At 35.9% G+C, this 24,003-nt stretch carries 21 protein-coding genes; 9 read left to right on the top strand and 12 right to left on the bottom strand.

Features of this window, described 5'->3' with window-relative positions; all coding sequences use genetic code 11:
• Positions 1–69: 69 nt before the first annotated feature.
• From BXY58_RS12965 to BXY58_RS12950, 4 genes are all read right to left on the bottom strand, one after another.
• A complete protein-coding gene (locus BXY58_RS12965; RefSeq protein WP_120214380.1) occupies positions 70–2,475 on the bottom strand; it encodes a hypothetical protein in 2,406 nt (801 codons plus the stop codon).
• Between the two features lie 111 nt (positions 2,476–2,586).
• The gene (locus BXY58_RS12960; RefSeq protein ID WP_120214290.1) at positions 2,587–4,806 is read right to left on the bottom strand and encodes an NADP-dependent isocitrate dehydrogenase; all 2,220 of its coding nucleotides are present in this window, start codon (positions 4,804–4,806) and stop codon (positions 2,587–2,589) included.
• A gap of 139 nt (positions 4,807–4,945) precedes the next feature.
• Positions 4,946–6,058 carry a cadherin repeat domain-containing protein gene (locus BXY58_RS12955; protein WP_120214289.1) on the bottom strand — a complete coding sequence of 371 codons (1,113 nt, stop codon included), beginning with the start codon at positions 6,056–6,058 and terminating at the stop codon, positions 4,946–4,948.
• Positions 6,059–6,065: 7 nt separating this feature from the next.
• Positions 6,066–6,515, bottom strand: a complete 450-nt coding sequence (locus BXY58_RS12950) for a T9SS type A sorting domain-containing protein (RefSeq protein ID WP_120214288.1) — start codon at positions 6,513–6,515, stop codon at positions 6,066–6,068.
• Positions 6,516–6,609: 94 nt separating this feature from the next.
• Here BXY58_RS12950 and tpx point away from each other — a divergent pair, with 94 nt between their 5' ends.
• Together tpx and BXY58_RS12940 are read left to right on the top strand one after the other, a co-directional pair.
• On the top strand, positions 6,610–7,107 hold the full coding sequence (gene tpx / locus BXY58_RS12945; RefSeq protein ID WP_120214287.1) for a thiol peroxidase: 498 nt from the start codon (positions 6,610–6,612) through the stop codon (positions 7,105–7,107).
• Positions 7,108–7,172: 65 nt separating this feature from the next.
• Positions 7,173–7,745, top strand: a complete 573-nt coding sequence (locus tag BXY58_RS12940) for a Crp/Fnr family transcriptional regulator (RefSeq protein WP_120214286.1) — start codon at positions 7,173–7,175, stop codon at positions 7,743–7,745.
• A 49-nt stretch (positions 7,746–7,794) separates the two neighbouring features.
• Here BXY58_RS12940 and tatC read toward each other — a convergent pair whose 3' ends face one another.
• Together tatC and BXY58_RS12930 are read right to left on the bottom strand one after the other, a co-directional pair.
• Positions 7,795–8,613, bottom strand: a complete 819-nt coding sequence (gene tatC, locus BXY58_RS12935; RefSeq protein ID WP_120214285.1) for a twin-arginine translocase subunit TatC — start codon at positions 8,611–8,613, stop codon at positions 7,795–7,797.
• A 46-nt stretch (positions 8,614–8,659) separates the two neighbouring features.
• Positions 8,660–9,619: a KpsF/GutQ family sugar-phosphate isomerase gene (locus BXY58_RS12930; protein WP_120214284.1), complete on the bottom strand. Its 960-nt coding sequence runs from the start codon at positions 9,617–9,619 to the stop codon at positions 8,660–8,662.
• 176 nt (positions 9,620–9,795) lie between these two features.
• Between BXY58_RS12930 and recQ the strand changes: the two genes are divergently transcribed.
• From recQ to BXY58_RS12910, 4 genes are all read left to right on the top strand, one after another.
• On the top strand, positions 9,796–12,006 hold the full coding sequence (gene recQ / locus BXY58_RS12925) for a DNA helicase RecQ (protein ID WP_120214283.1): 2,211 nt from the start codon (positions 9,796–9,798) through the stop codon (positions 12,004–12,006).
• Positions 12,007–12,139: 133 nt separating this feature from the next.
• Positions 12,140–13,210 carry a glycosyltransferase gene (locus BXY58_RS12920; RefSeq protein ID WP_120214282.1) on the top strand — a complete coding sequence of 357 codons (1,071 nt, stop codon included), beginning with the start codon at positions 12,140–12,142 and terminating at the stop codon, positions 13,208–13,210.
• An 11-nt stretch (positions 13,211–13,221) separates the two neighbouring features.
• Positions 13,222–14,142: a sterol desaturase family protein gene (locus BXY58_RS12915; RefSeq protein WP_120214281.1), complete on the top strand. Its 921-nt coding sequence runs from the start codon at positions 13,222–13,224 to the stop codon at positions 14,140–14,142.
• 2 nt (positions 14,143–14,144) lie between these two features.
• Positions 14,145–14,600: a hypothetical protein gene (locus BXY58_RS12910; protein ID WP_120214280.1), complete on the top strand. Its 456-nt coding sequence runs from the start codon at positions 14,145–14,147 to the stop codon at positions 14,598–14,600.
• Positions 14,601–14,633: 33 nt separating this feature from the next.
• Here BXY58_RS12910 and BXY58_RS12905 read toward each other — a convergent pair whose 3' ends face one another.
• Positions 14,634–15,050: an NUDIX domain-containing protein gene (locus BXY58_RS12905; protein WP_120214279.1), complete on the bottom strand. Its 417-nt coding sequence runs from the start codon at positions 15,048–15,050 to the stop codon at positions 14,634–14,636.
• Positions 15,051–15,083: 33 nt separating this feature from the next.
• Positions 15,084–15,758 (bottom strand): tRNA (5-methylaminomethyl-2-thiouridine)(34)-methyltransferase MnmC2, encoded by a 675-nt coding sequence (gene mnmC2 / locus BXY58_RS12900; RefSeq protein ID WP_120214278.1) that lies wholly within the window; start codon positions 15,756–15,758, stop codon positions 15,084–15,086.
• 83 nt (positions 15,759–15,841) lie between these two features.
• Here mnmC2 and BXY58_RS12895 point away from each other — a divergent pair, with 83 nt between their 5' ends.
• The 3 genes from BXY58_RS12895 (at position 15,842) to BXY58_RS12885 (ending at position 18,684) form a co-directional block, all read left to right on the top strand.
• Complete coding sequence (locus tag BXY58_RS12895; RefSeq protein WP_120214277.1) at positions 15,842–16,912, top strand: branched-chain amino acid aminotransferase; 1,071 nt, start codon at positions 15,842–15,844, stop codon at positions 16,910–16,912.
• A 141-nt stretch (positions 16,913–17,053) separates the two neighbouring features.
• Positions 17,054–17,566, top strand: a complete 513-nt coding sequence (locus BXY58_RS12890) for an FKBP-type peptidyl-prolyl cis-trans isomerase (protein ID WP_120214276.1) — start codon at positions 17,054–17,056, stop codon at positions 17,564–17,566.
• Between the two features lie 20 nt (positions 17,567–17,586).
• Positions 17,587–18,684 (top strand): peptidylprolyl isomerase, encoded by a 1,098-nt coding sequence (locus BXY58_RS12885; protein WP_120214275.1) that lies wholly within the window; start codon positions 17,587–17,589, stop codon positions 18,682–18,684.
• Between the two features lie 52 nt (positions 18,685–18,736).
• On the opposite strand, the gene BXY58_RS12880 is transcribed toward BXY58_RS12885, so the two are convergent.
• The 4 genes from BXY58_RS12880 to BXY58_RS12865 all read right to left on the bottom strand — a co-directional run bounded on the left by BXY58_RS12880 (position 18,737) and on the right by BXY58_RS12865 (position 23,860).
• Positions 18,737–19,273, bottom strand: coding sequence for a biliverdin-producing heme oxygenase (locus BXY58_RS12880; RefSeq protein WP_120214274.1), 537 nt, complete (start codon positions 19,271–19,273; stop codon positions 18,737–18,739).
• Positions 19,254–21,458, bottom strand: a complete 2,205-nt coding sequence (locus tag BXY58_RS12875; RefSeq protein WP_120214273.1) for an ATP-binding protein — start codon at positions 21,456–21,458, stop codon at positions 19,254–19,256. Before BXY58_RS12875 ends, BXY58_RS12880 begins: the two co-directional genes overlap by 20 nt.
• Positions 21,459–21,658: 200 nt before the next feature.
• Positions 21,659–22,900, bottom strand: coding sequence for a DUF1015 domain-containing protein (locus BXY58_RS12870; protein WP_120214272.1), 1,242 nt, complete (start codon positions 22,898–22,900; stop codon positions 21,659–21,661).
• Between the two features lie 3 nt (positions 22,901–22,903).
• Entirely contained in the window at positions 22,904–23,860 is a 957-nt protein-coding gene (locus BXY58_RS12865; protein ID WP_120214271.1) for a D-2-hydroxyacid dehydrogenase, read from the bottom strand.
• Between the last annotated feature and the right edge of the window lie 143 nt (positions 23,861–24,003).

The following is a 24,003-nucleotide window of genomic DNA, read 5'->3' as shown; positions in this document are numbered from 1 at the left end:
ACTGAAATTTTTCAGTCTTTTTTGTTTTCAAATTATATAAATATTCTTTTTAATTATAAAAAAATAACCTTATTTCACTTCATCATAATAAAGAAGCCTGTCATCTTTATCAAAACTAATGATCGTAATCTCCCGATTTTTAGCTTCATCATTATTAAAGAATATGGCTCTTGCAGGAAGTCCGGACTCAGGAGTCAGATTTGGATTCCAATACAAAAGCTCACGGGTGTCTTTTGTTATTTTTTTGTAGGCATCGCTGGTAATATCGGGTTGTTCGAAATCAACCGCTTTATCATAACCTCTCAAAATTGTTTTGTTGTTCAGTTCTTTTTTGTCATCTTTTTGGTCAGCCAGCATATTTCCTCTTTTTGTATAGATGGCAACGGCATTACCAACCAAACCATCGTTTTTCAAAACTTTTACCATAGCAATATTGCTGACAGGGAGAGAATTAATCATACTTGCATCAACTGGCATCTCATCTAAATATAATTTAGCTTGTGAGCCACGGATACTTGGAACATAATTACCGGAACTATCCATTGTGAAGGTCAATCCTGCAGCCCTGCCTTGCAGCCATTGCATAATGTTAAGAGAAGTTTGAGCATCCTGGTTTTCATTAACCAAATCAAAAATAGTTGAGTTCATCCCGCTGAATCTTCCGCTTGATAATTCTTTATCCAGTTTTTCTTTCAAATCAACTTTTTTCGCTGTAACCTGGACTTCTTCAATCTGAGTTTCTTCGTTAGCAGCTTTTAATATCTGCTGGTTTTTTTTGTTTTGAAGTGCTTTGGCAACATCGGAACTCACTTGAGCATTCTGTGAAGATCCTGCCAAACGATAATTGGTTGCCGGCAAATTACCTTTGTAGATAATATTGTTTGTCAACGGTTGAAAATAGATATTGACATTGTCAGATTCGGAAGCTTTACTTTTATCCTGATTCAGATAATAAGAAACTGTTAAAGGCTCATCAAAGTAAATGTTATTGAGGTAAATAAATCCACCGTCATCCGTTACAGCCTGGGAAATCCCCTTATCTGTTCCTCCTGCATTAAATAATAGATTAACACTTTTATTTGGAATGATTCGACCATTATTAGTGACCTTTCCTTTGAACGATAAATTGGATTCGGGTTTATATTTGATTTCAGGCGTTTTTCCGGTTAAAAGAGAATCCCAATCAAATCTTTTCCAGCTTTCTGAAATTAATAAAGCATCTAACGCATCTGCGTTGGCATTCTTGGAAAAATACTGAGCCGGTGAAAAAATAGGAGATGAGATATCACCTGTCAGCCAAAGCGCACTTAGGATATTATTATCATTTGTATTTTCAGTTTTGGTGTTTTCTTTTACTAAAACTGTATAACTTGGATAATCTGAGTCGGGTTCTAATTCAAAGCTGTTGAAGGCACGAGGATCATTATTAAGAGATGTTGATGCAAAAGTAGGCTGTTCAATCATCAGATTTTTTGGTTTAACGAAACACAATCTTTTAGCAACAACTTCCTCTTTGTCATTGAATATCACCAATTGCAAGACCGCATTTTTATCATCACTGATTTTTGTAGGTATTTTGCTGGAAATATCTGCTGAAGCATTTTTGATATTAGCCCTGTAAACCATTTGATTATTAATGATTCCAACAATACTGTGACCTTTTAAACCTTCCGGAAGATTGCTGCTCTTTAATGTATAATTGATTCCGTCGTTACCGCTTGATATCTGCAGATTAATCCCGGAATTAGCTACAGCTGGCAAAGCAACGGTTTGCTTAATTCCTTTGTTGTCTTCAACAATGACCTTATAATTTCTTCCGGCTTTTGGCGTTAGACTGAAAGAACTTACATTCTGGTCAAATCCTTTAAAGCTGACTAATTTTTCAGCCGGTTTTTCAGCGTCGATGACATAGCCGCTCCAACTCGCAGGCGGAATGCCTTGAGAGAATAATCTTACAGCAATTTTGGTATTGATGTTTTCAATAAAAGTTCCACTTTCCGAAAAAGCATTGGCTGTCCATTTGGTGTTTTTATCAAGAATTAATCTTTGTTCGGATTTAGGATTGTAAATCGGAACCTGTTTCATAAAATTAAATTCCTCTGGAAAATTAGCCATCCAAGCTGTATAAGCTCTAAAGAAATATATGTCTTCTTTTAAAGCTTCTGTTAGAACAAACGAGCCGTCGCCTTCGCCGTTTTTAAGCGCAATAGTTCTTTTATCAACTAGATTTTTGTTGTGGTCGTATAACTCGACAAACAAAGTATTGGAAATGGTTGAGCGTCTGTAGCCATCGAAAACAAAAGATTTGAAATAGATATTATCGCCGACAACATAATTGTCTTTGTTCAATAGAACATAGACTTTCTCCTGCGAATAATTTTGTTCCAGATTCTGAATAGCTTTATCTATTCTTCCCTGAGCTTTAAACTGCAAAATCCCAACAACATAGATAAAAAAAATAAAGATTTTTTTCATATCAAAAAGCGTCATAAATATTAATTTTAATTTCTTTCTGCAAATTAATTAAACAAAAGAAAACCCTCAACATTTGTTAAGGGTTTTATATTAATTTTAACAGGAATAAGATTAGATTCCGTTTACAATTTCATTAAGTGTTGCAGACGGTCTCATTGCAGAATCAGTTTTGTCAAAATCCGGTCTGTAATAGCCGTCAATTTCCTGAGGCTTACCTTGAGCACCAATCAATTCTTCATTGATCTTACTTTCGTTTTCTGTCAATGCTTTTGCAACTGGAGCAAATTTAGAAGCGATGTCAGCATCTTTAGTTTGGTTTGCTAAAGCTTCCGCCCAATAAGTCGCCAAATAGAAATGTGAACCTCTATTATCAATTGTTCCTAATTTTCTTCCCGGAGATTTATCTTCAGCCAAGAATTTAGCATTAGCTTCATCTAAAGCGTCAGCCAAAATCTGAGCTTTTGGATTATTCTGAGTCTGTGCCAAATGTTCTAAAGAAGCCTGCAATGCTAAGAATTCACCCAAAGAATCCCAACGCAAATAACCTTCCTCGATAAACTGCTCGATGTGTTTAGGTGCAGAACCTCCAGCTCCTGTTTCGAACAAACCTCCGCCGTTCATCAATGGAACGATAGACAACATTTTTGCAGAAGTTCCTAATTCCAAAATAGGGAACAGGTCAGTCAAATAATCTCTTAGAACATTTCCAGAAACTGAGATGGTGTCTTTACCTTCTCTTGCTCTTTTAAGCGTTTCTGTCATTGCATCTTTCACATCTAGAATTCTGATGTCAAGACCAGTTGTATCGTAATCTTTAAGATATTTTTCAACTTTTTTGATGATTTCTCTATCGTGAGCTCTTGCTTTATCTAACCAGAAAATAGCAGGTGTATCAGATAATCTTGCTCTGTTCACCGCTAATTTTACCCAATCCTGGATTGGAGCATCTTTGGTCTGGCACATTCTGAAGATATCAGATTTTTCAACTTTCTGCTCCAAAAGAACGTTTCCGTTTTCGTCAAGAACTTTCACAGTTCCATCAGCTTCAGCCTGGAACGTTTTGTCGTGAGAACCATATTCTTCAGCTTTTTGAGCCATCAAACCAACATTCGGAACAGAACCCATTGTTGTAGGGTCCAATTTTCCGTTAGCTTTCATATCATCTATTGCAGCCTGATAGAATACTGCATAAGAACGATCTGGGATAATTGCAACCGTGTCATCCTCTGCACCGGTTTTGTCCCACATTTTTCCGCCGTTTCTGATTAATGCAGCCATAGATGCATCAACAATGATGTCAGAAGGCACGTGGAAATTTGTGATGCCTTTGTCAGAATTGACCATGGCTACTTTTGGTCCTTCGGCTAACGCTTTATCAATGTCCGCTTTGATTTCCGCTTCTTGTGGAATTCCGGCAATTTTATCATAAAGGTTTTGTAGTCCATTGTTTGGATTGATGTCCAGAGATTTGAATGTCTCGGCATATTTAGCAAAAACATCTTTGAAAAAAGTCTCAACTATTGCTCCGAAGATAATTGGATCCGAGATTTTCATCATTGTTGCTTTCAAGTGCGCAGAAAGAATGACACCTCTTTGTTTTGCTTCATCGATTGCAGTTTGTACAAACGCTTTCAATGAATTAAGGTTCATTACAGAAGAATCAATGACTTCACCGGCCTTAAGGTTTGCGAAATCTTTCAATACCTTTTCAGAACCGTCATTTCCGAAGAAAACAATCTTGAATTTAGAATCGTTTTCGACAGTTGTAGAAGTTTCAGTCCCGTAGAAATCGCCGCTGGTCATATGCGCAACATCTGTTTTGCTGTCAGAAGCCCAAGCTCCCATTTTGTGAGGATTAGCTTTGGCATAGTTTTTAACAGCTTTCGGCGCACGTCTGTCAGAATTTCCTTCTCTCAGAACAGGATTTACTGCAGAACCAAGGACTTTCGCATATTTAGCTTTGATAGCTTTTTCATCGTCATTTTTTGGTTCAGCAGGATAATTTGGAACGGCAAAGCCTTTGGATTGTAATTCTGCAATAGCCTCGTCTAACTGAGGAACAGAAGCAGAAATGTTTGGTAATTTAATAATGTTCGCTTCCGGAGTTGTTGCCAATTCACCAAGTTCCGTTAAAGCATCTCCGATTTTTTGGTCATCAGTCAAGAACTCTGGAAAGTTAGCCAAGATTCTCCCTGAAAGTGAAATGTCTTTTGGAACGATGTTAACGTCTGCAACCGAAGTAAAAGCCTTAACAATAGGCAAAAAAGAATGGGTTGCAAGCATTGGCGCTTCATCCGTAAGCGTGTAGATAATTTTTGATTTTTCTGACATTATAGTAGTTGATTTTATTTACTGTTTTTTCAAAACATACAAATTTAGTGTTTTTATAATAATTTTCTAATATCAGAAATATGATTTTGAGTGGTTTTCTTGTTAATTAAAATAAAAAAAGAGGCGTTTACCTCTTAAATTATATTTGTGTAATTGTGTAAGTTCCTGTTGCGTCAAAATTAATATTAAATTCTAATTTGAAATTTTTAGGAGTTGATGTTAAATTAGGAATCAAAATGTATGAACCGTTAATATCAAAGTTTCCATCACTTAGATTATCTCCCAAAGTTTCTTGTATGCCAGAATTTGATGGTATTGTTATATTCATTCCGTTAAAGTTCGAAGATGTGACACCACTTATACTTACCGAAAATCTATTAGTAGAAGTATTATAGGTAATTGCAGACGTTGTTATTCCAGATGATGATGAATTACTTGAAATATAAATGGAAGGACTTATGTTTTCTACTTTTACATTTGCTACAGTTCCATAATCTATAATAGCAATTCTGTAAAAACCATTAGAAGAAACATTAATATTGTTGCCATTTATAACCAAAAAGTTTTGGCTATCAACTCCATATGTTTGTGCTGAAGTATTTTGCGCTGTAATAAATTTAAGCTGAGTGTTTGCAGGCAAATATTTATATCCATACTTTGTACTTGCGTTTCTCATCAACTCTGCAGTAGAAGCATTGAAATTATTATAAGTTCCATATACATATAAATTTGTCGGAACTGTAGAATTCGAAGATGAATTTGTGGGTAAATTTAAATTTCCCGAATTGTCTACATTCAAAGTGTAATTTGTTCCATTCGGAGAAACCAAAGTAATTCCTTGTCCAGGACCAGTCACAACGGTTTTACTAACTTGAGAATAAGGCACACTCATCAACTGGTTCACGCCAACATTGGTATAATTACTTCCGCCAGCTGGATCCATTTCTACTTTTACAAATTTCGGATTCGTGCCCCAATTGATTCCGCCGAAGTTTCCTGTGGTTGCAGTTCCTTGTCCGATATTAAGGTTAACCAAACCTTTGGAATTGGTTGTTTTAGTATGAGTTTCAGTATATAAAACATTTCCTGTTGCAGAATTATCCAGAATGCTGATTCTTAAGTTGACGTTTCCATTAGCAATTGGAGCACCTGCCGAATTGAAAGCAATTGTCTGATAACTGAAAGCCTGTGGAACTTGCGAATAAGCTAATGAAGCTAAAAATAAGCTGAAAGCGATGTAGAGTTTTTTCATTTGGTTTTTATTTTTTTATAATTTTTATAGGTTTGATGTCTGTATTGGTGAAATAAAGCAGATAAATTCCTGTATTTAGGGAACGTAAATCTATCTTATCCGATTCGATTTTAGTTTTTAAAATGATTCTGCCGGAATTATCGTAGATAACCGCTTCATCTATCTTATTTTTCGAACTCAATTTCAGATTGATAAAATCTGCTGTTGGATTCGGATAGATTTTGACATCGTCTTTTAAAATTTCATTGATTCCCAAAACCTTTAAAGTGGTTTGGTACAAGATTCCCAGTGTTCCGGAACTGGCATCGTCCGGATTAGACGCTATTACATAGATTTCTCCAACAGAATGGTTAAAGGAATTCTCAGAAACTGCACCGGAATTGATATTACCAATGACCGACTGAGCGCTTGCCAACAAGGGAAAAACCAGTAATATACTAAGATTGATTTTTTTCATCGTGTATATAATGTTTGGCTGCGAAAATATGAAATTTATTAATGTTATTTAAATTAAAAATATCTAATTTTGAGTCTCAATAAAATATAAAACAATGTCACAAATTACATTCAAAGGAAATCCTATTCATACCGTTGGGAGTTTGCCGGAAGTTGGAACTGTTGCTCAGGAGTTTACTCTAGTTGGAGCAGATTTATCAGAAAAGCATTTGGCAGATTATACAGGAAAAAAAGTGTTGCTAAATATCTTCCCAAGCATTGATACCGGTGTTTGTGCGGCTTCTGCAAGACAATTCAACAAGGAAGCGAGTTCTTTGGAAAATACCGTTGTCATCAATGTTTCCAGGGATTTACCTTTTGCTCTTAACAGATTTTGTGCGGCTGAGGGCCTTGATAATGTAGAAGTATTATCAGATTTCAGAGGGAATTTCGGAGAAGATTATGGTGTGACTCTGGATGATTCTCCTTTGAAAGGATTATTGAGCAGAGCTGTGGTTGCTTTGGACGAAAAAGGAACTGTAATCTACACGGAGCAAGTTCCGGAAATAGGTCAGGAACCAAATTACGAAGCGGCTGTAAATGCCTTGAAATAAAATTTAGAATAAAATCATTCTTTATAACGGGAAATCTACTATTTTAGATTTTCCGTTTTTCATTTATGGACATTTTAAAAAATATTTACCAACATCCCGCATTTTCCGAAGGAGATCTTAATCTTATCTTCAGTAAACATCACAAAATCAATTATAAAAAAGGTGATTTTTTCTTAAAGGAAAATGACATCCTCAATTCATATTTTGTTTTAGAAAGCGGCGTTGTGCGGTCTTTCGTTTATGATGTTGATTCTAACGACATCACCATTAATTTTTTCACAGAATCTGACATTGTCATAGAAGCATCATCGTTGTTTCAAAGAATACCTTCGATAGAAAATATCCAGGCTGAGACGGATTGTGTGGTTTGGAAAATAAGCTATGATGATTTCCAGGAACTGTTTCACAGTATTCCGGCGTTGACAGAATGGGGGAGAGCGTGGATGTCTTATCAGTTATTTTACCTCAAAAACCGTTCTGTGGAAATGATTACCAAATCGGCAACAGAACGTTATTTAGACTTAATTCAAGAAAAACCTGACGTTCTGAAATTTGCACCGCTTAAAAATGTAGCTTCATATCTTGGAATTACGGATACCTCTCTCAGCAGAATCAGGAAAGAAATTGTGAAAGGTTAATTTTATTTAATAAAAAATCAGCAAGGTTAATTGCTGATTTAATTCTTTATTAAATGTCTTTTTTGAGTTCCCGCTTCTGCATTTTCTTATAAATCACATTGGACATTATTACGCTGATTTCATAAAGTAAAACTAATGGCAATGCTGCTGCCATCATACTCAAAACATCAGCGGGTGTGATAATAGCGGCAACAACCATTATTAAAACGATAGCATGTCTTCTATATGTTCTAAGGAATTTTGGGGTTAGAATTCCGATTGAAGTCAGAATATAAACTGCAATTGGAAAAAGGAAAACAACGCCCATTCCCATTGTGACTTGTAAAAATAGGGTCGTGTAATCTGACAAATCAAAAAGCTGAACGATATTATCTGAAACTTTGAATAACAATCCAAAATTGATTGCAAAAGGTAAAATCAAAAAATAACCCGTCAAAACGCCGGTCATAAAAAGTATCCAAATCGAATTGATATAGAAGATCGAATTTTTTTTCTCATTGGGCATAAGAGCTGGGCTGATGAATTTCCAGATTTCCCAAACGATATAAGGAAAAGCTAAAACCACTCCAGAAAAAATAGAAACCGCCATCATCACATTGAATTGCTGGAACAACTGCTTTTGTTGAACACTGAACTGAGCTGGCAAAATAAAACTGTCATTACCAGTCAATTCTCTGGAAAAATGATTTACAATTCGGAAAGTTAAAAAGTCGTTTCTTGTAGGACCAAAAAAAATATGATCCATTACCCAATTAATATTGAATCCAACAATAATAGCTAAAATGACAATCGCTAAAATAGATCTTACAAGGTGTGACCTCAGCTCACCAATATGTCCAAGGAAGGACATCTCCTTTTCTTCGCTCATTATAAAATGATAAATTATAAATGATTACTGATATTAATCTTAAATATTAAACAATCCCTTCATCCAATAACGTATGGATGTCGATAATCCCGTAATATCTGCCTTGATCTGTCACTACAAGCTGACCGATATTGAATGCTTTTAGGATTTGCATCGCTTCTTTAGCTAATTGATTTTTTTCAATGGTTTTTGGATTTTTACTGATGATATCAGAAGCTTTAACCTTAGAGATATCGTCTTGATTCAGGAGCATTCTTCGGATGTCACCGTCAGTGATGACGCCCATAATATTTTCATTTTCAATAACGACTGTAATCCCGTGTTTTGAACCGCTGACAGAAATAATCACATCTCTGATTCCTGATTCCGGCGAAACTTCCGGCTTATTCTGGGAAACAAACTGCTCTACTTTTGCGGTCAAATTTTTACCAAGGCTTCCACCCGGATGGAATTTAGCAAAATCGATATCTTTAAATCCGTTAAGCTCCATCAAACAAATTGCTAAAGCGTCTCCTAAAGCCATTTGAACAGTTGTAGAACTAGTTGGCGCCAATTTATTAGGACACGCTTCTTTGTCAACGTGTGTATTGAGAATAATATCTGCCGCTTTTCCCAGTTTACTTTCGGGATTTCCGGTCATTCCAATCAGAGCGGAGGAATAATCTTTCAAAAAGGGTAGAAGGTTGACAATCTCCGGAGAGTTTCCGGAGTAGGAGATGCATAATACAACATCTTGTTTTTGGATGACACCAAGATCGCCGTGGATCGCTTCTGCAGCGTGTAAAAATTGAGAAGGAGTCCCTGTAGAGTTAAGCGTTGCAACAATTTTATTGGCAACATGAGCCGATTTTCCAATCCCGACAATAATCAATTTCCCTTTCGATTCGTTGATGGTTAAAACACTTTTTATAAAGCTGTCGTTCAGTCGGTTTCTAAGATTTTTTAACTCATCAATTTCTATATCCAGCGCTTGATGGGCGTTTGCGATTATTCCTTTTGGATCCAAAATTTTAAAGTATTTAATTATTTTTTTTAATAATATTTATTTTGTACCTTCACGCTTACAATTTAATAGAGCAAAATGAAGTTTTTTAGCTTCATTTTTTTATCCCTAAAATTCAGGAATTACCATTAATGTATAACCTTTCAATAAAATGCAAATTTAGCAAACTATATTAAAGGATGAGCACAAAAGACATCAACTTATCTGCAGAACTCAAAAAATATTTTGGATTTTCAAAATTCAAAGGACAACAGGAACAGATTATACAGGAACTTCTCGGTGGAAAAGATGTGTTTGTTTTAATGCCAACTGGTGGCGGAAAATCTCTTTGTTACCAACTGCCGGCATTGATTTCTGAAGGAACGGCCATCGTAGTCTCTCCATTAATAGCATTGATGAAAAATCAGGTGGATGCGGTAAACGGTTTATCGTCTGACGAAGGTGTGGCTCACGTCCTCAATTCTTCTCTTAACAAATCCCAGACAAAACAGGTGATGGATGATATCACAGCTGGCAAAACAAAGCTGTTATATGTTGCTCCGGAATCTTTAATCAAAGAAGAATATCTTGAATTTTTGAGAGACGTAAAAATTTCTTTTGTTGCCATTGATGAAGCGCATTGCATCTCAGAATGGGGACATGATTTCCGCCCGGAATACAGAAACCTGAAAGGCATTATTGATAAGATCGCAGATGTTCCCGTGATTGCTTTAACGGCAACTGCGACACCAAAGGTTCAGGATGATATTCAGAAAACTTTGGGAATGAACAATGCTCTGGTTTTCAAAGAAAGCTTCAACAGAGCTAATTTATATTACGAGATTCGTCCAAAAGTGAATGTTGATAAAGAAATTGTCAAATTCATCAATCAGCATAAAGGGAAATCCGGAATTGTCTATTGCCTCAGCAGAAGAAAGGTGGAGGAATTTGCCCAGCTTTTACAGGTTAATGGGATCAATGCATTACCTTATCACGCCGGGTTGGATCAAAAAACAAGAGTTGCCAATCAGGACAAATTCCTGATGGAAGAAGTGGACGTGATTGTTGCGACGATAGCATTCGGAATGGGAATTGACAAGCCGGATGTTCGTTTTGTAATCCATTATGATATTCCGAAATCTTTAGAAAGCTATTATCAGGAAACAGGACGTGCTGGTAGAGATGGAGGAGAAGGTTACTGTCTGGCATTCTATGATCCGAAAGATATTGAAAAATTAGAAAAATTCCTGGCTCAAAAACCTGTTTCCGAAAGAGAAATCGGACTACAACTTTTGAATGAAGTGGTTGGTTATGCAGAGACATCAATGAGCCGAAGACAATATTTGCTGTATTATTTCGGAGAAAAATTTGATCCGGTAAAAGGTGAAGGTGCAATGATGTGCGATAATTCCCAGAATCCGCCAAAGTTAAAGGATGCAGCTAAGGATTTGAAAAAAGTATTGGAAATGATCAAATCCTTGGGAGAAAAATTCCGTACAAAAGATCTGATCACAATCATTGCCGGTAAAGAAACGGCTGTCACCAAATCTTATAAACTGGAACAAACAGAATTCTTCGGATTCGGAAAGGAAGAAACGGATAACTATTGGAAATCGATCATCAGACAAGCTACCGTTCAGGACTTTCTTAGAAAAGATATCGAAACTTATGGTGTCCTGAAGATTTCTGAGAAAGGAAATGACGTTATTTCAGGAAAATACAAAGAGCCGTTTTTGATTGCTGAAGACAGAGAATATGATCTAACCCAAATCAAGCAAAAATCTGACAGCGAGCAAGTCCAGGTTCAGGCTGGTGGCGGACTGGATCAGTTGTTATTTGGGCAGTTAAAGGATCTTAGAAAAACTGTGGCTAAAAAACACGGCATTCCGCCTTATACGGTTTTTATGGATCCCAGCCTGGAAGATATGACAGTACAATATCCGATTACAGTAGAGGAAGTTGCGAAAATCTACGGTGTAGGTGAAGGTAAAGCCAGAAAATACGGAAAAGAATTTGCTGATTTTATAAAAAAATATGTTGAGGATAATGGTATAGAAAGAACTCAGGATCTTGTAATGAAACAGGTGGCCAATAAATCCAGCCACAAGGTTTTTATTATTCAAAATACCGATAAAAAGATAGATCTTGAAGATATTGCGAAAGCTAAGCATCTATCAATGAGTGATCTTCTTTCTGAAATGGAAAGTATTGTTTATCAGGGAACTAAACTGAATATCGATTATTATATCGAAGAAAATTTTGATGAAGATGTTGTAGATGACTTTATGGATTTTATGAAAAATTCCGAAAGTGACAGTATGAAAACGTTACTGGCTGAATATGGCGATGATCTCACAGATGATGAAGTAAGAGTTTTAAGGATCAAATTCATCAGTGATGTTGCTAACTAAATATAATGATTGTCGGAAAATTTTCCGACAATTTTATTTATAGGAATTCCCATTTTGGTTTTGTAATTTTGATTGATGAAATCGCTAAACAATTAGTGACTTAGATCAACATTGAAAAAATGAACATCTACGTATGAAAAAGTCAATCATTTTCATATTACCCGATTTGGAAACTGGAGGGGCGGAAAGAATTGTAACAACAATTGCCAATCATCTTCCCAGGGAAAGGTTTTCTCCTTCGATTCTTTTGTTGAGAAAAGAAGGCGCCTATCTTGATTTTCTGAAACCCGATGTTGAAATTATCGATATCCAGACTCCGAGAATCCGGCACTCTCTGAAACCAATTCTTCTGGAAATCAAAAAGAGAAAACCGGACATTGTATTTTCAGGTTTTGGTGAAGTGAATGCGTATTTGTCTCTCTTTACAAGATTATTTCCGAATACAAAATTCATTGCAAGGGAAACTAACGTTGTCTCGCAACATGTGACGAGAAAAGAGATCAGGTTTTTCTATAAATTCTATAATGGTTACGATAAAATCATTGCTCAGAGTAATGATATGCAGCAAGATTTAGTTAAAAATTTTGGTATCAAGAAAAAGAAATTGGTTAAGATCAACAATCCTGTAGATGTCAATTTTATTGAAGAAAAACTGAATCAATCGGAACGACCTGCTGAATTTTCGCATCAATACAAAAATGTGGTTGCCATTGGAAATCTGTCGGCAAGAAAAGGTTTTGATAATCTGTTGAAAGTTTTCACGAGACTCAAGAATCAGAATATTTTGTTGCACATTCTGGGCGATGGTCGTGATAAAGAAGTGCTGACCCAGATGAAAGAGATGCTCGGTTTGGATCATGTTATTTTTCATGGAAAAAAAACAAATCCTTATCAATACCTGAAATTTGCAGATCTTTTCATTTTATCATCCCGGTATGAAGGTTTTCCCAATGTGCTTCTGGAGGCAGGAATTTGTGGCGTTTACTCTTTAGCTAATAATTGTCCCGGTGGAATTGACGAGATTATTATTGATCAGATCAACGGCGAAATTGCTGATATAGAAGATTATGATAACTTTGCAGAGAAAATAAAACACGCTGTTTACAAAAATAATAACAGAGAAAACATCAAAGAATCAATCAAATCCAGATTTTCCAAAGAGATTATCCTGAAAAAATACGAAGATCTTCTTTGGAATTTATAAGAACTATTAACATGTTAGACGAAATTTTTAGCGAAAATGGGCAAGGGATCATCTATATGTGGTCTATACCAATTCACGCTATTGTCATTTTAGGAGAAATGATTTATAGTCATTTCAACAAAGAAAAATTATACGAGACCAAAGACGTTTTATCCAATGTTTATCTGGCTGTCCTCAATTATGGATTAGATCTTCTGATGAAGGGAGTGTCTATGGCTGTAATGTTTTTCTTTTATCACCACCGTTTGTTCACTTGGGAATTTAACGTCTGGTATTTTGTCGCGGTTTTTGTTTTACAGGATTTTGCCTATTATGTTTTGCATTATGTAGATCATCATTCCAGAGCGTTTTGGGCGGTTCACATCACACATCACAGTTCGGATCACTTCAATATCACAACAGGTTTCAGAAGTCCTGTTTTACAACCTTTATACAGGTATTTGTACTTTTCGCCATTGGCATTTTTAGGATTCAATCCTTGGCATATTATGGTGGCATATTCGGTTTTACAGGTTTATGGGACTTGGGTCCATACACAAACCGTTAAGAACCTTGGTTTTCTGGAGTGGTTTATGGTAACGCCTTCACATCATAGGGTTCATCACGCCTGCAATATCCGTTATCTGGACAGGAATATGGGAATGGCGCTGATTATCTGGGACAGAATTTTTGGAACATTCGAAAAAGAAGTTCCGGAAGTTCCCATCAAATACGGAATCTATCCAAAAATGGAAGACAAAGGTCCTGTAAATCTTGTGTTCTACGAATGGAAAAAAATTGCAAGAGACCTGAAACAACCTGATTTAAAATTTACAGATAAGTTAAAATATCTTTTCTATTCACCAGGCTGGCGACACGACGGAACAGGTAAAACCGTAAGAGATTATCAGCGGGAAGAGCTGGAGAGGAGAATGAAAAAACAAGCATCCTAATTATGAGAAAGTATATTGCTTACATTATTTTGTTATTGATTTTAATTAATTGTAATTCATCTGTCAAACCAGGAGACTCAGTCATTAATGAAGAGATTCCCTACAAAGAAGCACAGAATTATTTCGTTAAAAATAATATCGATGCTGCAATGGATAGTCCCAAATTTGAAACTCAAGAAGCGTTTGATCAGGTGTTTGGAATGGCAACAATAATGGGAAAGAACGGAAAACCGACACCAATCGATTTTTCCCGCGAATTTGTTGTAGCACAAATTGAAGATCCTTCAAATCAAACTATAAAATTAGAGCTAGTTTCAATTAGAAAGAACAGCAACATTCTTGAAGTTAAATATAGAAAATCAGTTGGAGAGGATCAATCTTACATAACTCAAGCTGCAATGATTCTGATAATCGACAAAAAATATGAAGGCGATGTTAATTTTGTTGAAGTGAAATAATTCTTAAAAAATTGAATAAAAAATTCCTGAATCTTAATTCAGGAATTTTTGTTTTGCTATATCAAAAACGCGTTTGTCAATTGGTAATGGGAAGGGATTGTCTCCTTCTAGCGGTATCCATTCTGTCTTTTCTATGCAAGGATCCAGGATTAGCAGATCTTCTTCATTGAGGATTTCGGCTAAATAATAAATTGTAATCAACTGCTCATTGTCCCGAAATCTGGAAACCAGAAAATCGTCCTGCGTATAAAAATGATCTTTAACTTCAATTTCAAGATTAAGTTCTTCTTGAAACTCTCTTCTAAGGCATTCCAATGTACTTTCTCCGAATTCTAATCCACCGCCGGGTAATTTAAGAAGATGATCTCCAGCATATTCCTCGTGTAGTGCAAGCACTTTGTTATCTTTTATACAAAGCGCGTAAACCCTGATGTTGATTTTGTCTATCATAAATTGTGATTTGCAATGCCTAATTTAGGGAAATTATTTTTTCCAGGCGTTGATCATTTCTCTTTTTCCGGGAGGGCCTTGTTTTTTCTCAACCTCGAAGCCTAGCTCGATCAAGATGCGTCTCACACTTCCTTTTGATGAATATGTTGTTAATAATCCTCCTGTCTTCATTTTGGAAGCAACAATCTCAAACAACTCTTTTTCCCAAAGATCCGGCTGAACTCTAGCTCCAAAGCAATCAAAATAAACCAAATCAATTGGAGGTAGGCTAATATCTTTGATCTTAAAAAAATCTTCTTTTATTTTTTTGAGATGGAAATTAACATCTAGTTCCAATGATTTTTCCCATTCTTTTTTATGAATCTCTAAAGACAAATTTTTGATAATTGGGTCCGGAAATAATTCAGAATAAGACAATTCTGCTGCTTCTTGTAAAAAAATCGGATATTTTTCGACACCAAAATAATTGATTTTATGATTTTTATCATTTCTCAAATATTCATCAAATGTTACCAAAACGTTAAGACCTGTACCAAATCCTAACTCTAAAATATTAATTTCGTAATCATTTAATAAATTCAATCCATTTTTGATAAATACATGAACGGCTTCCTGAAGGGCGCCATGTTTAGAATGGTAAGTCTCTTCTAAACCATTGATTAATAATGTTTTGCTTCCGTCACTAGTGCTGATTAATTCTCTTTTCAAAGTATTTTTTTACAAAATTAAACTAAATTTTGATTATTAAAAAATTATTATATATTTGTAATACCTCAACAAAAAATTAAAAAATGATAATTCAAAAAACTTCAAACCCAAGAATTTCTTCATTTGATCCTACAGATTTCTCATTCGGGAACACTTTTATAGATCATATGATTATTTGTGAATACGAGAATGGAAAATGGGGGGATCTACAGTTGATTCCTTATGGTCCAATAGGTTTTACCCCTGCTATGATGGGGGTTAATTACGGACAAGCATGTTTCGAAGGAATGAAGGCCTATAAAGATAAAGACGGTCAGGTGTTCCTTTTCCGCCCGGAAAAGAATTTTGAACGTATTAACAAATCCGCAAAAAGATTGGCAATTCCTGAGATTTCCGAAGAGATGTTTATGGATGGGCTGAAAGCTTTGGTGGATATTGATAGAGACTGGATTCCTCACGGGGAAGGAATGTCACTTTACATCAGACCATTATTATTCGCTACGGAAGAAGCACTTAAAGCAAGAATCTCTGAAAAATATATGTTTGCCATTGTTGCAACGCCGGCAAAAAATTATTACACTGCGCCAGTTTCTGTAAAAATTGCTGATCATTATTCCAGAGCAGCAAGTGGAGGTGTAGGAGCTGCAAAGGCAGCAGGAAACTATGCTGCTTCATTCTATCCTACTCAGTTGGCTATAGAAGAAGGTTATGAGCAGATTATCTGGACAGACGATTGTTCTCACGAATATTTTGAAGAAAGTGGAACAATGAACGTTTTTGTAAGAATCAATGATACCATCTATACGCCTAAAACATCTGATAAAATTTTGGATGGTGTTACCAGAGATAGCTTTATCCAATTGGCGAAGAAAAGAGGTATTGAGGTAGTGATTGGTAATGTTAAGGTTTCAGATGTTATCGACGCTCAGAAAAATGGAACTTTGAAAGAAGTTTGGGGTGTGGGAACTGCAGTTGTTACAAGTGTTTTCCAGGCTTTGGGTTATCAAGGTGAGCATTTGTTATTACCTCAGCTATCGGAAGAAGAAAGCTACGCTTCGTTACTTAAGAATGATCTTGTCAATATCCAGACTAATAAAGCTGAAGATCCTTTTGGATGGAGAGTTCTGGTAGAAGAACACGCTTACAGTATCTAGAATTAAATAATTAAAGATAAATTGAAAGAATGAAAACCGGAAAATTGCTTCCGGTTTTTGTTTTTTGATACCAATTAAGTCTTTTAAAATCCTTATTTTCGCAAAAGTTTTTTGAGCTATTTCAGAGAACATTATCGGAATATGAAGAAATTATTTTGCATATCGATTCTAATTCTTACCGTTTCCTGCGTAAAACAGTCGCCTGTCCAGAAGCCTGACGAGCAATTTATGTCAGAAAGTGAAATGGAAGTTTCTAAAAATAGAACCAAAGATCTGAACGATTTGGAAAGAGCTCAAATAGAAGACTGGATCAAAGCTCAAGATGAAAAATATTACCCTATGGGAATGAACTATTGGGTTAATATAGAAAATCTCGAGAAAAACTACCGCAAGAACAATGGCGAGAGAGTCTCTTACCAATATTACATTTACGACTTTGACAGAGTTAAGCTGTATGAAACACCGGTTAAGAATATCGATGTAGAATTTGGTCATTTTCAGGAGATGGATGCTGTAGAAGATGCCATAAGGTATTTGAAAAAAGGAGAGGAAGCAGAATTGCTGGTGCCTTCGGTTTTAGCTTACGGAACCTATGGTGACAACAAAAAGATCACGAATGATATGCCTTTGATTATCAAAGTTAAAGTACTATAAAAACTAACGCTTATATAAAAATGAAAAAATTTATAGCATTATCTATAACATTATTAACACTATTAAATTGTAAAACATTGGAAATAGACAAAGAAACTTACAAAAGTCTGCCAGACGGACTTTACGGGAATTTTGTAACAACAAAAGGGGATATCTTAGTAAAATTCGAGGATGAGAAATCTCCGGTTACTGTAGCTAATTTTGTTGGTCTTGCCGAAGGTAAAATCGAAAATAAATCGAAGAAAAAAGGAGAACCCTTCTACGATGGAACGATCTTCCACAGAGTGATCAAGGATTTTATGATCCAAGGAGGAGACCCACAAGGAACAGGGATGGGTGATCCTGGTTACAAATTCGATGATGAGAAGAATGATCTTCAGCATACGGGAAAAGGAATCTTATCAATGGCTAATTCCGGACCTAATACCAACGGTTCTCAGTTCTTCATTACAGAAGTTGCGACACCTTGGCTGGACGGAAGACATACAATTTTTGGTAAAGTTGTAAAAGGAGAAGCGGTTATCGATTCTATTGCCAATGTAGAAAAAGGCGCTCAGGACAAACCAAAGACTGATGTTGTATTAAACAAAGTTGCGGTTTTCTCAAAAGGAGATCAATACAAGCATTATGATGCTGCGAAAATCTTTGCAGAGGGTAAAGCAAAAATCCAGGATAATAATAAGGCCTACTTAGCAAAAGCTGAAGAAGAAAAGGCAAGAAAGTTGAAGGAATTTGCCGAGAAGCAAGAAAAATTAGTTAATGATCTGAAAGCCGGGATGCAGTCAACGCCATCTGGACTTTATTATAAAATTACTAAAACTTCCACTGGAGCTAATCCAACGGCAGGACAAACCGTTGCTGTGCATTATGCCGGGAAACTAGTGGATGGAGAAGAGTTTGATAACTCATTCAAAAGAGGTCAGCCTATCGATATTCCAATTGGAGTGGGACAAGTTATCAAAGGTTGGGACGAAGGGATTCTTTTATTGAAAGAAGGAGAAGCTGCAACGCTATTGATTCCACCAGCATTAGGATACGGCGAAAGAGGAGCAGGAGGTGTGATCCCACCAAACTCTTGGTTGGTTTTCGATGTAGAATTGGTAAAAATCGAGAAATAATTTAGAAATCAATAAAAAGAAAAACGGAACGAAATTAAATCGCTCCGTTTTTTTATGCTAATAATTGATAAGCTTTTTTTGCGCCGGCTACACAATCTTTGTAGTGTTCTTCGGTAATTTTATCATCAATAATGGATTTAAATTCCTGCCAGTAAGGTCCTGTATTCTCGCCATAAACTCCAAAATAATTGAACTCTACATTTTCGAATTCCGGATTTTTTTTAAGTTGTTTTGCAATGACATTGCCTCCAAGTGTAGAACCTTCCATCACATACAAAGCGCCAAAAGCTTCAGCTTCGTTTTCAAGATTGTGAGTTGGGTTTTCATTTTCTGTCTGGATATTCAGATTATTTAGATCTGTTCGAAGAGCATCGATTTTACTTCTCAGTTCCAATTTCAACTCCGGATAAGCTTTTAATTTTTCCTGGATCTGAGGCTCGTATCTGCTGATCAGTTTATAATTATGGATTAAAAGAGTCTTGTAATCATTTAAAGTATAAGATTTATCAAAAATCTTTTGTGATTGTAATTTTGCTTCTGTGTCGTCGTGTTGTTGTTTCGTTTGCTCCTTAAGAAATACTGAAATCATAATTTGGTTTTTGAAATTTTAAAATAAATGTTGTGCCTTTGCCGCTTTCACTTTCATAGCTTATTTTTCCGCCCATTTTCTCCATCAGGTGATGAACAATACTCAGCCCAACACCATTGCCTTTGAACTCCTTAGCATTACTCATTCGGCTGAATATCTTGAACATTTTATTAGATTCCTGCTGATCAATCCCGATTCCGTTATCGGTAATTTTGTAAGTTACAGCATCTTCATAAATCTCACCTTCTATTTTAACCAGCGGCTTTTCCGATTTGGAAGAATATTTTACCGCATTACCAATCACGTTGACAAAGACCTGATAGACCATCGTTTTATCACCTAAAACCTCTGGTGTATTTTCTATGACAATCTCTGTATGAGGCGAATTAAAACTGATTTTAGAATCTTCAGCCAGTTTACTGATTAGCGAATCAACTTCAATTCTCCTCAATTCTATTTCTGATTTCTTGATTTTACTTAACTCCAGAACATTCCGGATCATTTCGCTCATTGTATCTACCTGAACAATAATGTTGTCTAATGTTTTCTGGACATTTTCCGGATCCGGAATCTTTTTTGCCAACTGGGCATTCAGTTTAATAACCGTCAGCGGCGTATTGAGATCGTGCGAAATCGTATGAGAGAAAGAATCTAATTCTTGGTTAAGCTCCTTCAGCTGATTATTAAGATCAACAATCTGAGAAGATTTGGTATGAGAAGCTTTTAGAATTACAGAAGTAATCCATCTTGCTGATTCTATTTCTTTGATTTTCCAAGGCAGGGAAGTTCCTTTCACATATTCTTTCCAGACTTCGAAGGACTTCCTTGGGGAAAACTTGATGATCTCTACACCATCTTTGATTTCAGAAACTGTATCTTTTTCAGGTTTTCCCGCCCACTTTATTTTTTGTCCTTGTTCTTTACGGAGCCAGATCAACATATCAGACGTATTATTTCCAAGCACGCTGGTAATAATTCCACAACTGATTTCTGGATTGTCCAATTCTATATTAATGTCCTGGCAGAGTGTATTGCTAATGAAGATATTCTCTTCAAAATTCTCATTGTTTTCTTTGCTCCAGACAATGATTTTTTCTATATCAGAATGATTCGGGACAATGCCGGCAGTCAAGATCTCGTTGTTGATTTTGATAATCATTCCGTCCGCCGCACAGCTGTCCATAATATCATTGATATTCGTTTCGAGCGCCTTTCCAAAATCCTCCTCACTCAGTAGATTTTGACGAAGAGAGATATTATTAAGATTGATTCTCTGGTATTCTTCCAAAGTCTGCAACGATCTGTAAGAGGCAAAGGCGTTCGCAGAAGTCCTCGTCAAAGTCTCTGCCAGTAATCTGGATTGAAGATCAAGATGTTTTGGCTCAACATTTTGACAAGCCACCATTCCCCACAATTCTCCATTGACAATAATGGAAGTACTGAAACTTGCCTCGACTTTCGCATTTTTCAGATATTCTCTATGTACAGGCGACGACGATCTTGTGACGCTGTAAGTAAGATCCATATTCTCTCTCGGGATTACACCAACAATAGGGTAGGTTTTCCCGGAGACGTGTGATGTGATTCTTACCGGGTTCTTAAGATACAGCGCCCGGGCTTGGGCAGGAATGTCAGATTCCGGATAATGGAGATGCAGGTAGCTCTCAAGATTTGGTTTAACTAATTCTTCAATTACCTGGCCGCTTCCGTCATAATGAAATTGATAAATCATTACACGGTCAAAATCAATCACATCCTGAATCTCTTTCAACAGGACTTTCCAGATATTTTCATCATTAGAATTTCTAAGAATATGTTGTATCGCAGCATATTCTTTGTTGATTTTATGATTAGGAACTACTTTTTCTATCTCAAAAAAAGTGACTTCCAGATTGGTATGAATACTTAAAGTATATTCTATATTGTTATAATCAATATGCTGTATTGCAAGCTCTTGATTATTAGAATAATTTTCCCAATTGACATTGATATCAAGCTCACTAAATAATACATGGATATCTTTTCCAATCAGTGCATTAGAATCTATAGAAAAAAGGTCTAGAATATTTTCGCTGTAAGAAACTATTTTAGAATTTTGAACTCCAATTAGAAACCCATATTCCTGGACTTCGCCACAGATATGGATGGGTTCCTGGTCACAATTGATATATTCTTTCGGATACATAGTTGATTATTAATTTAATATACCCTTTGTGTTTTGCTGAGTAAAGATAGACAATAAAATTAACTATTGTTAATTTTATTTGACAATCCTTTCTGTATCTAGTTTTGATTAACTAAAGAATTGTAAATCAATATCAAATTAAATTGTTAAAAATAGAAAAGGTGACAGTCAATGTCACCTTTCTAATTCAGAATAGATTTTTATTTCATATCGTACATCACCAGAGCAGTGATTAGTTTCGGCTCAATCAACGTACATTTTGGCGGCATTTTGATCTCTTTATCAGAAATCTTCAAAAGATCCGTAAAACTAATAGGGTAGATCCCAAAACCAACTTTGTAGTCTCCGCTATCCACTTTTTCTTTTAATTCAGAAATACCATTGATGTCGGATGTTCCTTTCAAATAAGTGATTTTGTCTGTATGCTTTGCATTTTCGATGCCTAGGATATTTTCAAAAATGTATTTATCTACCAAATGGTGATCCAGGTCGTTACCATTTTTATGTTCTTCGCGAATGCTGTGTTTAACATGTAAACTATAAAATTTACCACCAAGATACATACTGATGTGGAATTTTTGTGAAGGAAAGTAAGGTGCATCACCTTTTTCATGGATTTGGAAATCTTCTCTTAATTTTTCTAAGAAATCTTCATCGGATAATCCATTAAGGTCTTTAAGGAGACGATTGTAATCATTGATTTTGATGGACTGGTTGGAAACAATAAAACTGTAAACAAAGTTGTAATGTTCCGTACCGTGAGACCTTTTGTACTTGTCTCTTTGTTTTTTAGCATATTCTGCAACAGAACCGATCCTGTGATGGCCATCGGCAATATAAAACGAATCGATAGGATCTAGGACTTCTTTGAACTGCTGAAGTTTCAATCTATTATCGATTCTCCAGATCTTGTGTCTTACTTTTTTATCGTCGGTATAATTAATGATGGGAACATTCTTCTGCTCGTGGTTCATCAATAGTTCTACCTTGGAATTGGAATGATAAGTTAATAGAACCGGTTCAGCTTGCACACCTACTTTTTCGAGGTAATGCGCCATTTTCATTCTTCTTTCTGTGATTGTCGACTCGTGTTTTTTGATTTTTCCTTCCCAGAAGTCATCTACACTTACCAATCCCATCAACCCTCTGAAACTTGTTTTATCCGGAAGTGTCTGTTCGTATAAGTAATAAGCAGAATCATCTTGGGTTAGTTTTTTGTCATCCAATAATTCTTCAAAGTTAGACCTTATTTTTCTCAGATTTCTATCAACATCTTTAGATTTACTCACGACTGCAGGCTTTATCATCTGGATGTAAGAATCATCAACCTGAGCTTTTTTATTGATTTCCTCCTGTGTAAAATTATCCAAAGAGTAGGTCGGGAAAACCTCAATAAAATCAGGGTTTGGTCTGATTCCTCTAAATGGTTTAAATACTGGCATATATTATAGTTGGGCTTTTATTTTAATAATTTGTTGCGCTAACTCTTCTCCGATTCGGTTTTGGGCATCCATCGTGTTGCCGCCAACGTGAGGGGAAAGAGATAGGGCAGGATTCATCAGAATCAATACTTCAGGCGCCGGTTCTTTTTCGAATACGTCTAATGCGGCACCATAAACTTTTCCGCTTTCAATAGCATCTAAAAGGGCCACTTCGTTGATGACACCGCCTCTTGCAGTATTTGCAATGAAAACACCTTCTTTCATGAGTTCCAATTCCTTGTAATCAATCAGGTATTCATCTGTTTTACCTGTATTAAGGCTGATAAAATCTGAATTTTTTAAAACTTCATCTAAATTTACTGATTTAATTTCAAAATCCAAAGATTGACCATCGAAAAAGCTAAGCTGAACGTTCTCAGTTTTTGGTGTTCTGTTGTAAGCTAAGATTTTCATTCCGAGAGAGATTCCCATCTTAATGACTTCAATTCCGATATTTCCCATTCCGATAACGCCGAGCGTTTTTCCGGAAAGTTCAGTCGCATTATTGAATGATTTCTTCAGTGCATTGAAGTTGGTTTCTCCTTCCAAAGGCATCAGTCTGTTACTCTCGTGAAGGAATCTTGCTAATGAAAAGAAATGGGCGAAAACCAGCTCTGCAACAGATTTGCAGGAAGCTTTTGGTGTATTGATGATGTAGATGCCTTTATCAATCGCATATTCTACATCGATATTATCCATCCCGATTCCGCCGCGTCCAATGATTTTGAGATTAGGACAGCTATCGATCAGCTCTTTTCTGACCTGTGTTGCACTCCTCACCAAAAGGACATCAACCTGGTTGTCATTGATGAATTTGCTCAGGTGTTCCGGAGATACTCTGGCTTCCAAAACCGTAATATCTGCTTCTTTCAAAAGCTGAATTCCCTTTTCGGAGATTCCGTCATTGGCTAATACAATCATTTGTTTAATTCAAAAATCCTTTAGTTAACGGCTTTTCTCAATTTGTTTGAGTTAAATTTCGAGGTGGGCTAAGTTACAAATTTTTATCCGAATTAACATTAATTTAACAAAAAAACGTCCTCAATAACCTGAAGACGTTTGCT

It is taken from the genome of Epilithonimonas arachidiradicis, assembly GCF_003610695.1.
GTDB classification, from domain to species: domain Bacteria; phylum Bacteroidota; class Bacteroidia; order Flavobacteriales; family Weeksellaceae; genus Epilithonimonas; species Epilithonimonas arachidiradicis.
This window is presented reverse-complemented; position numbering and strand designations above follow the sequence as displayed.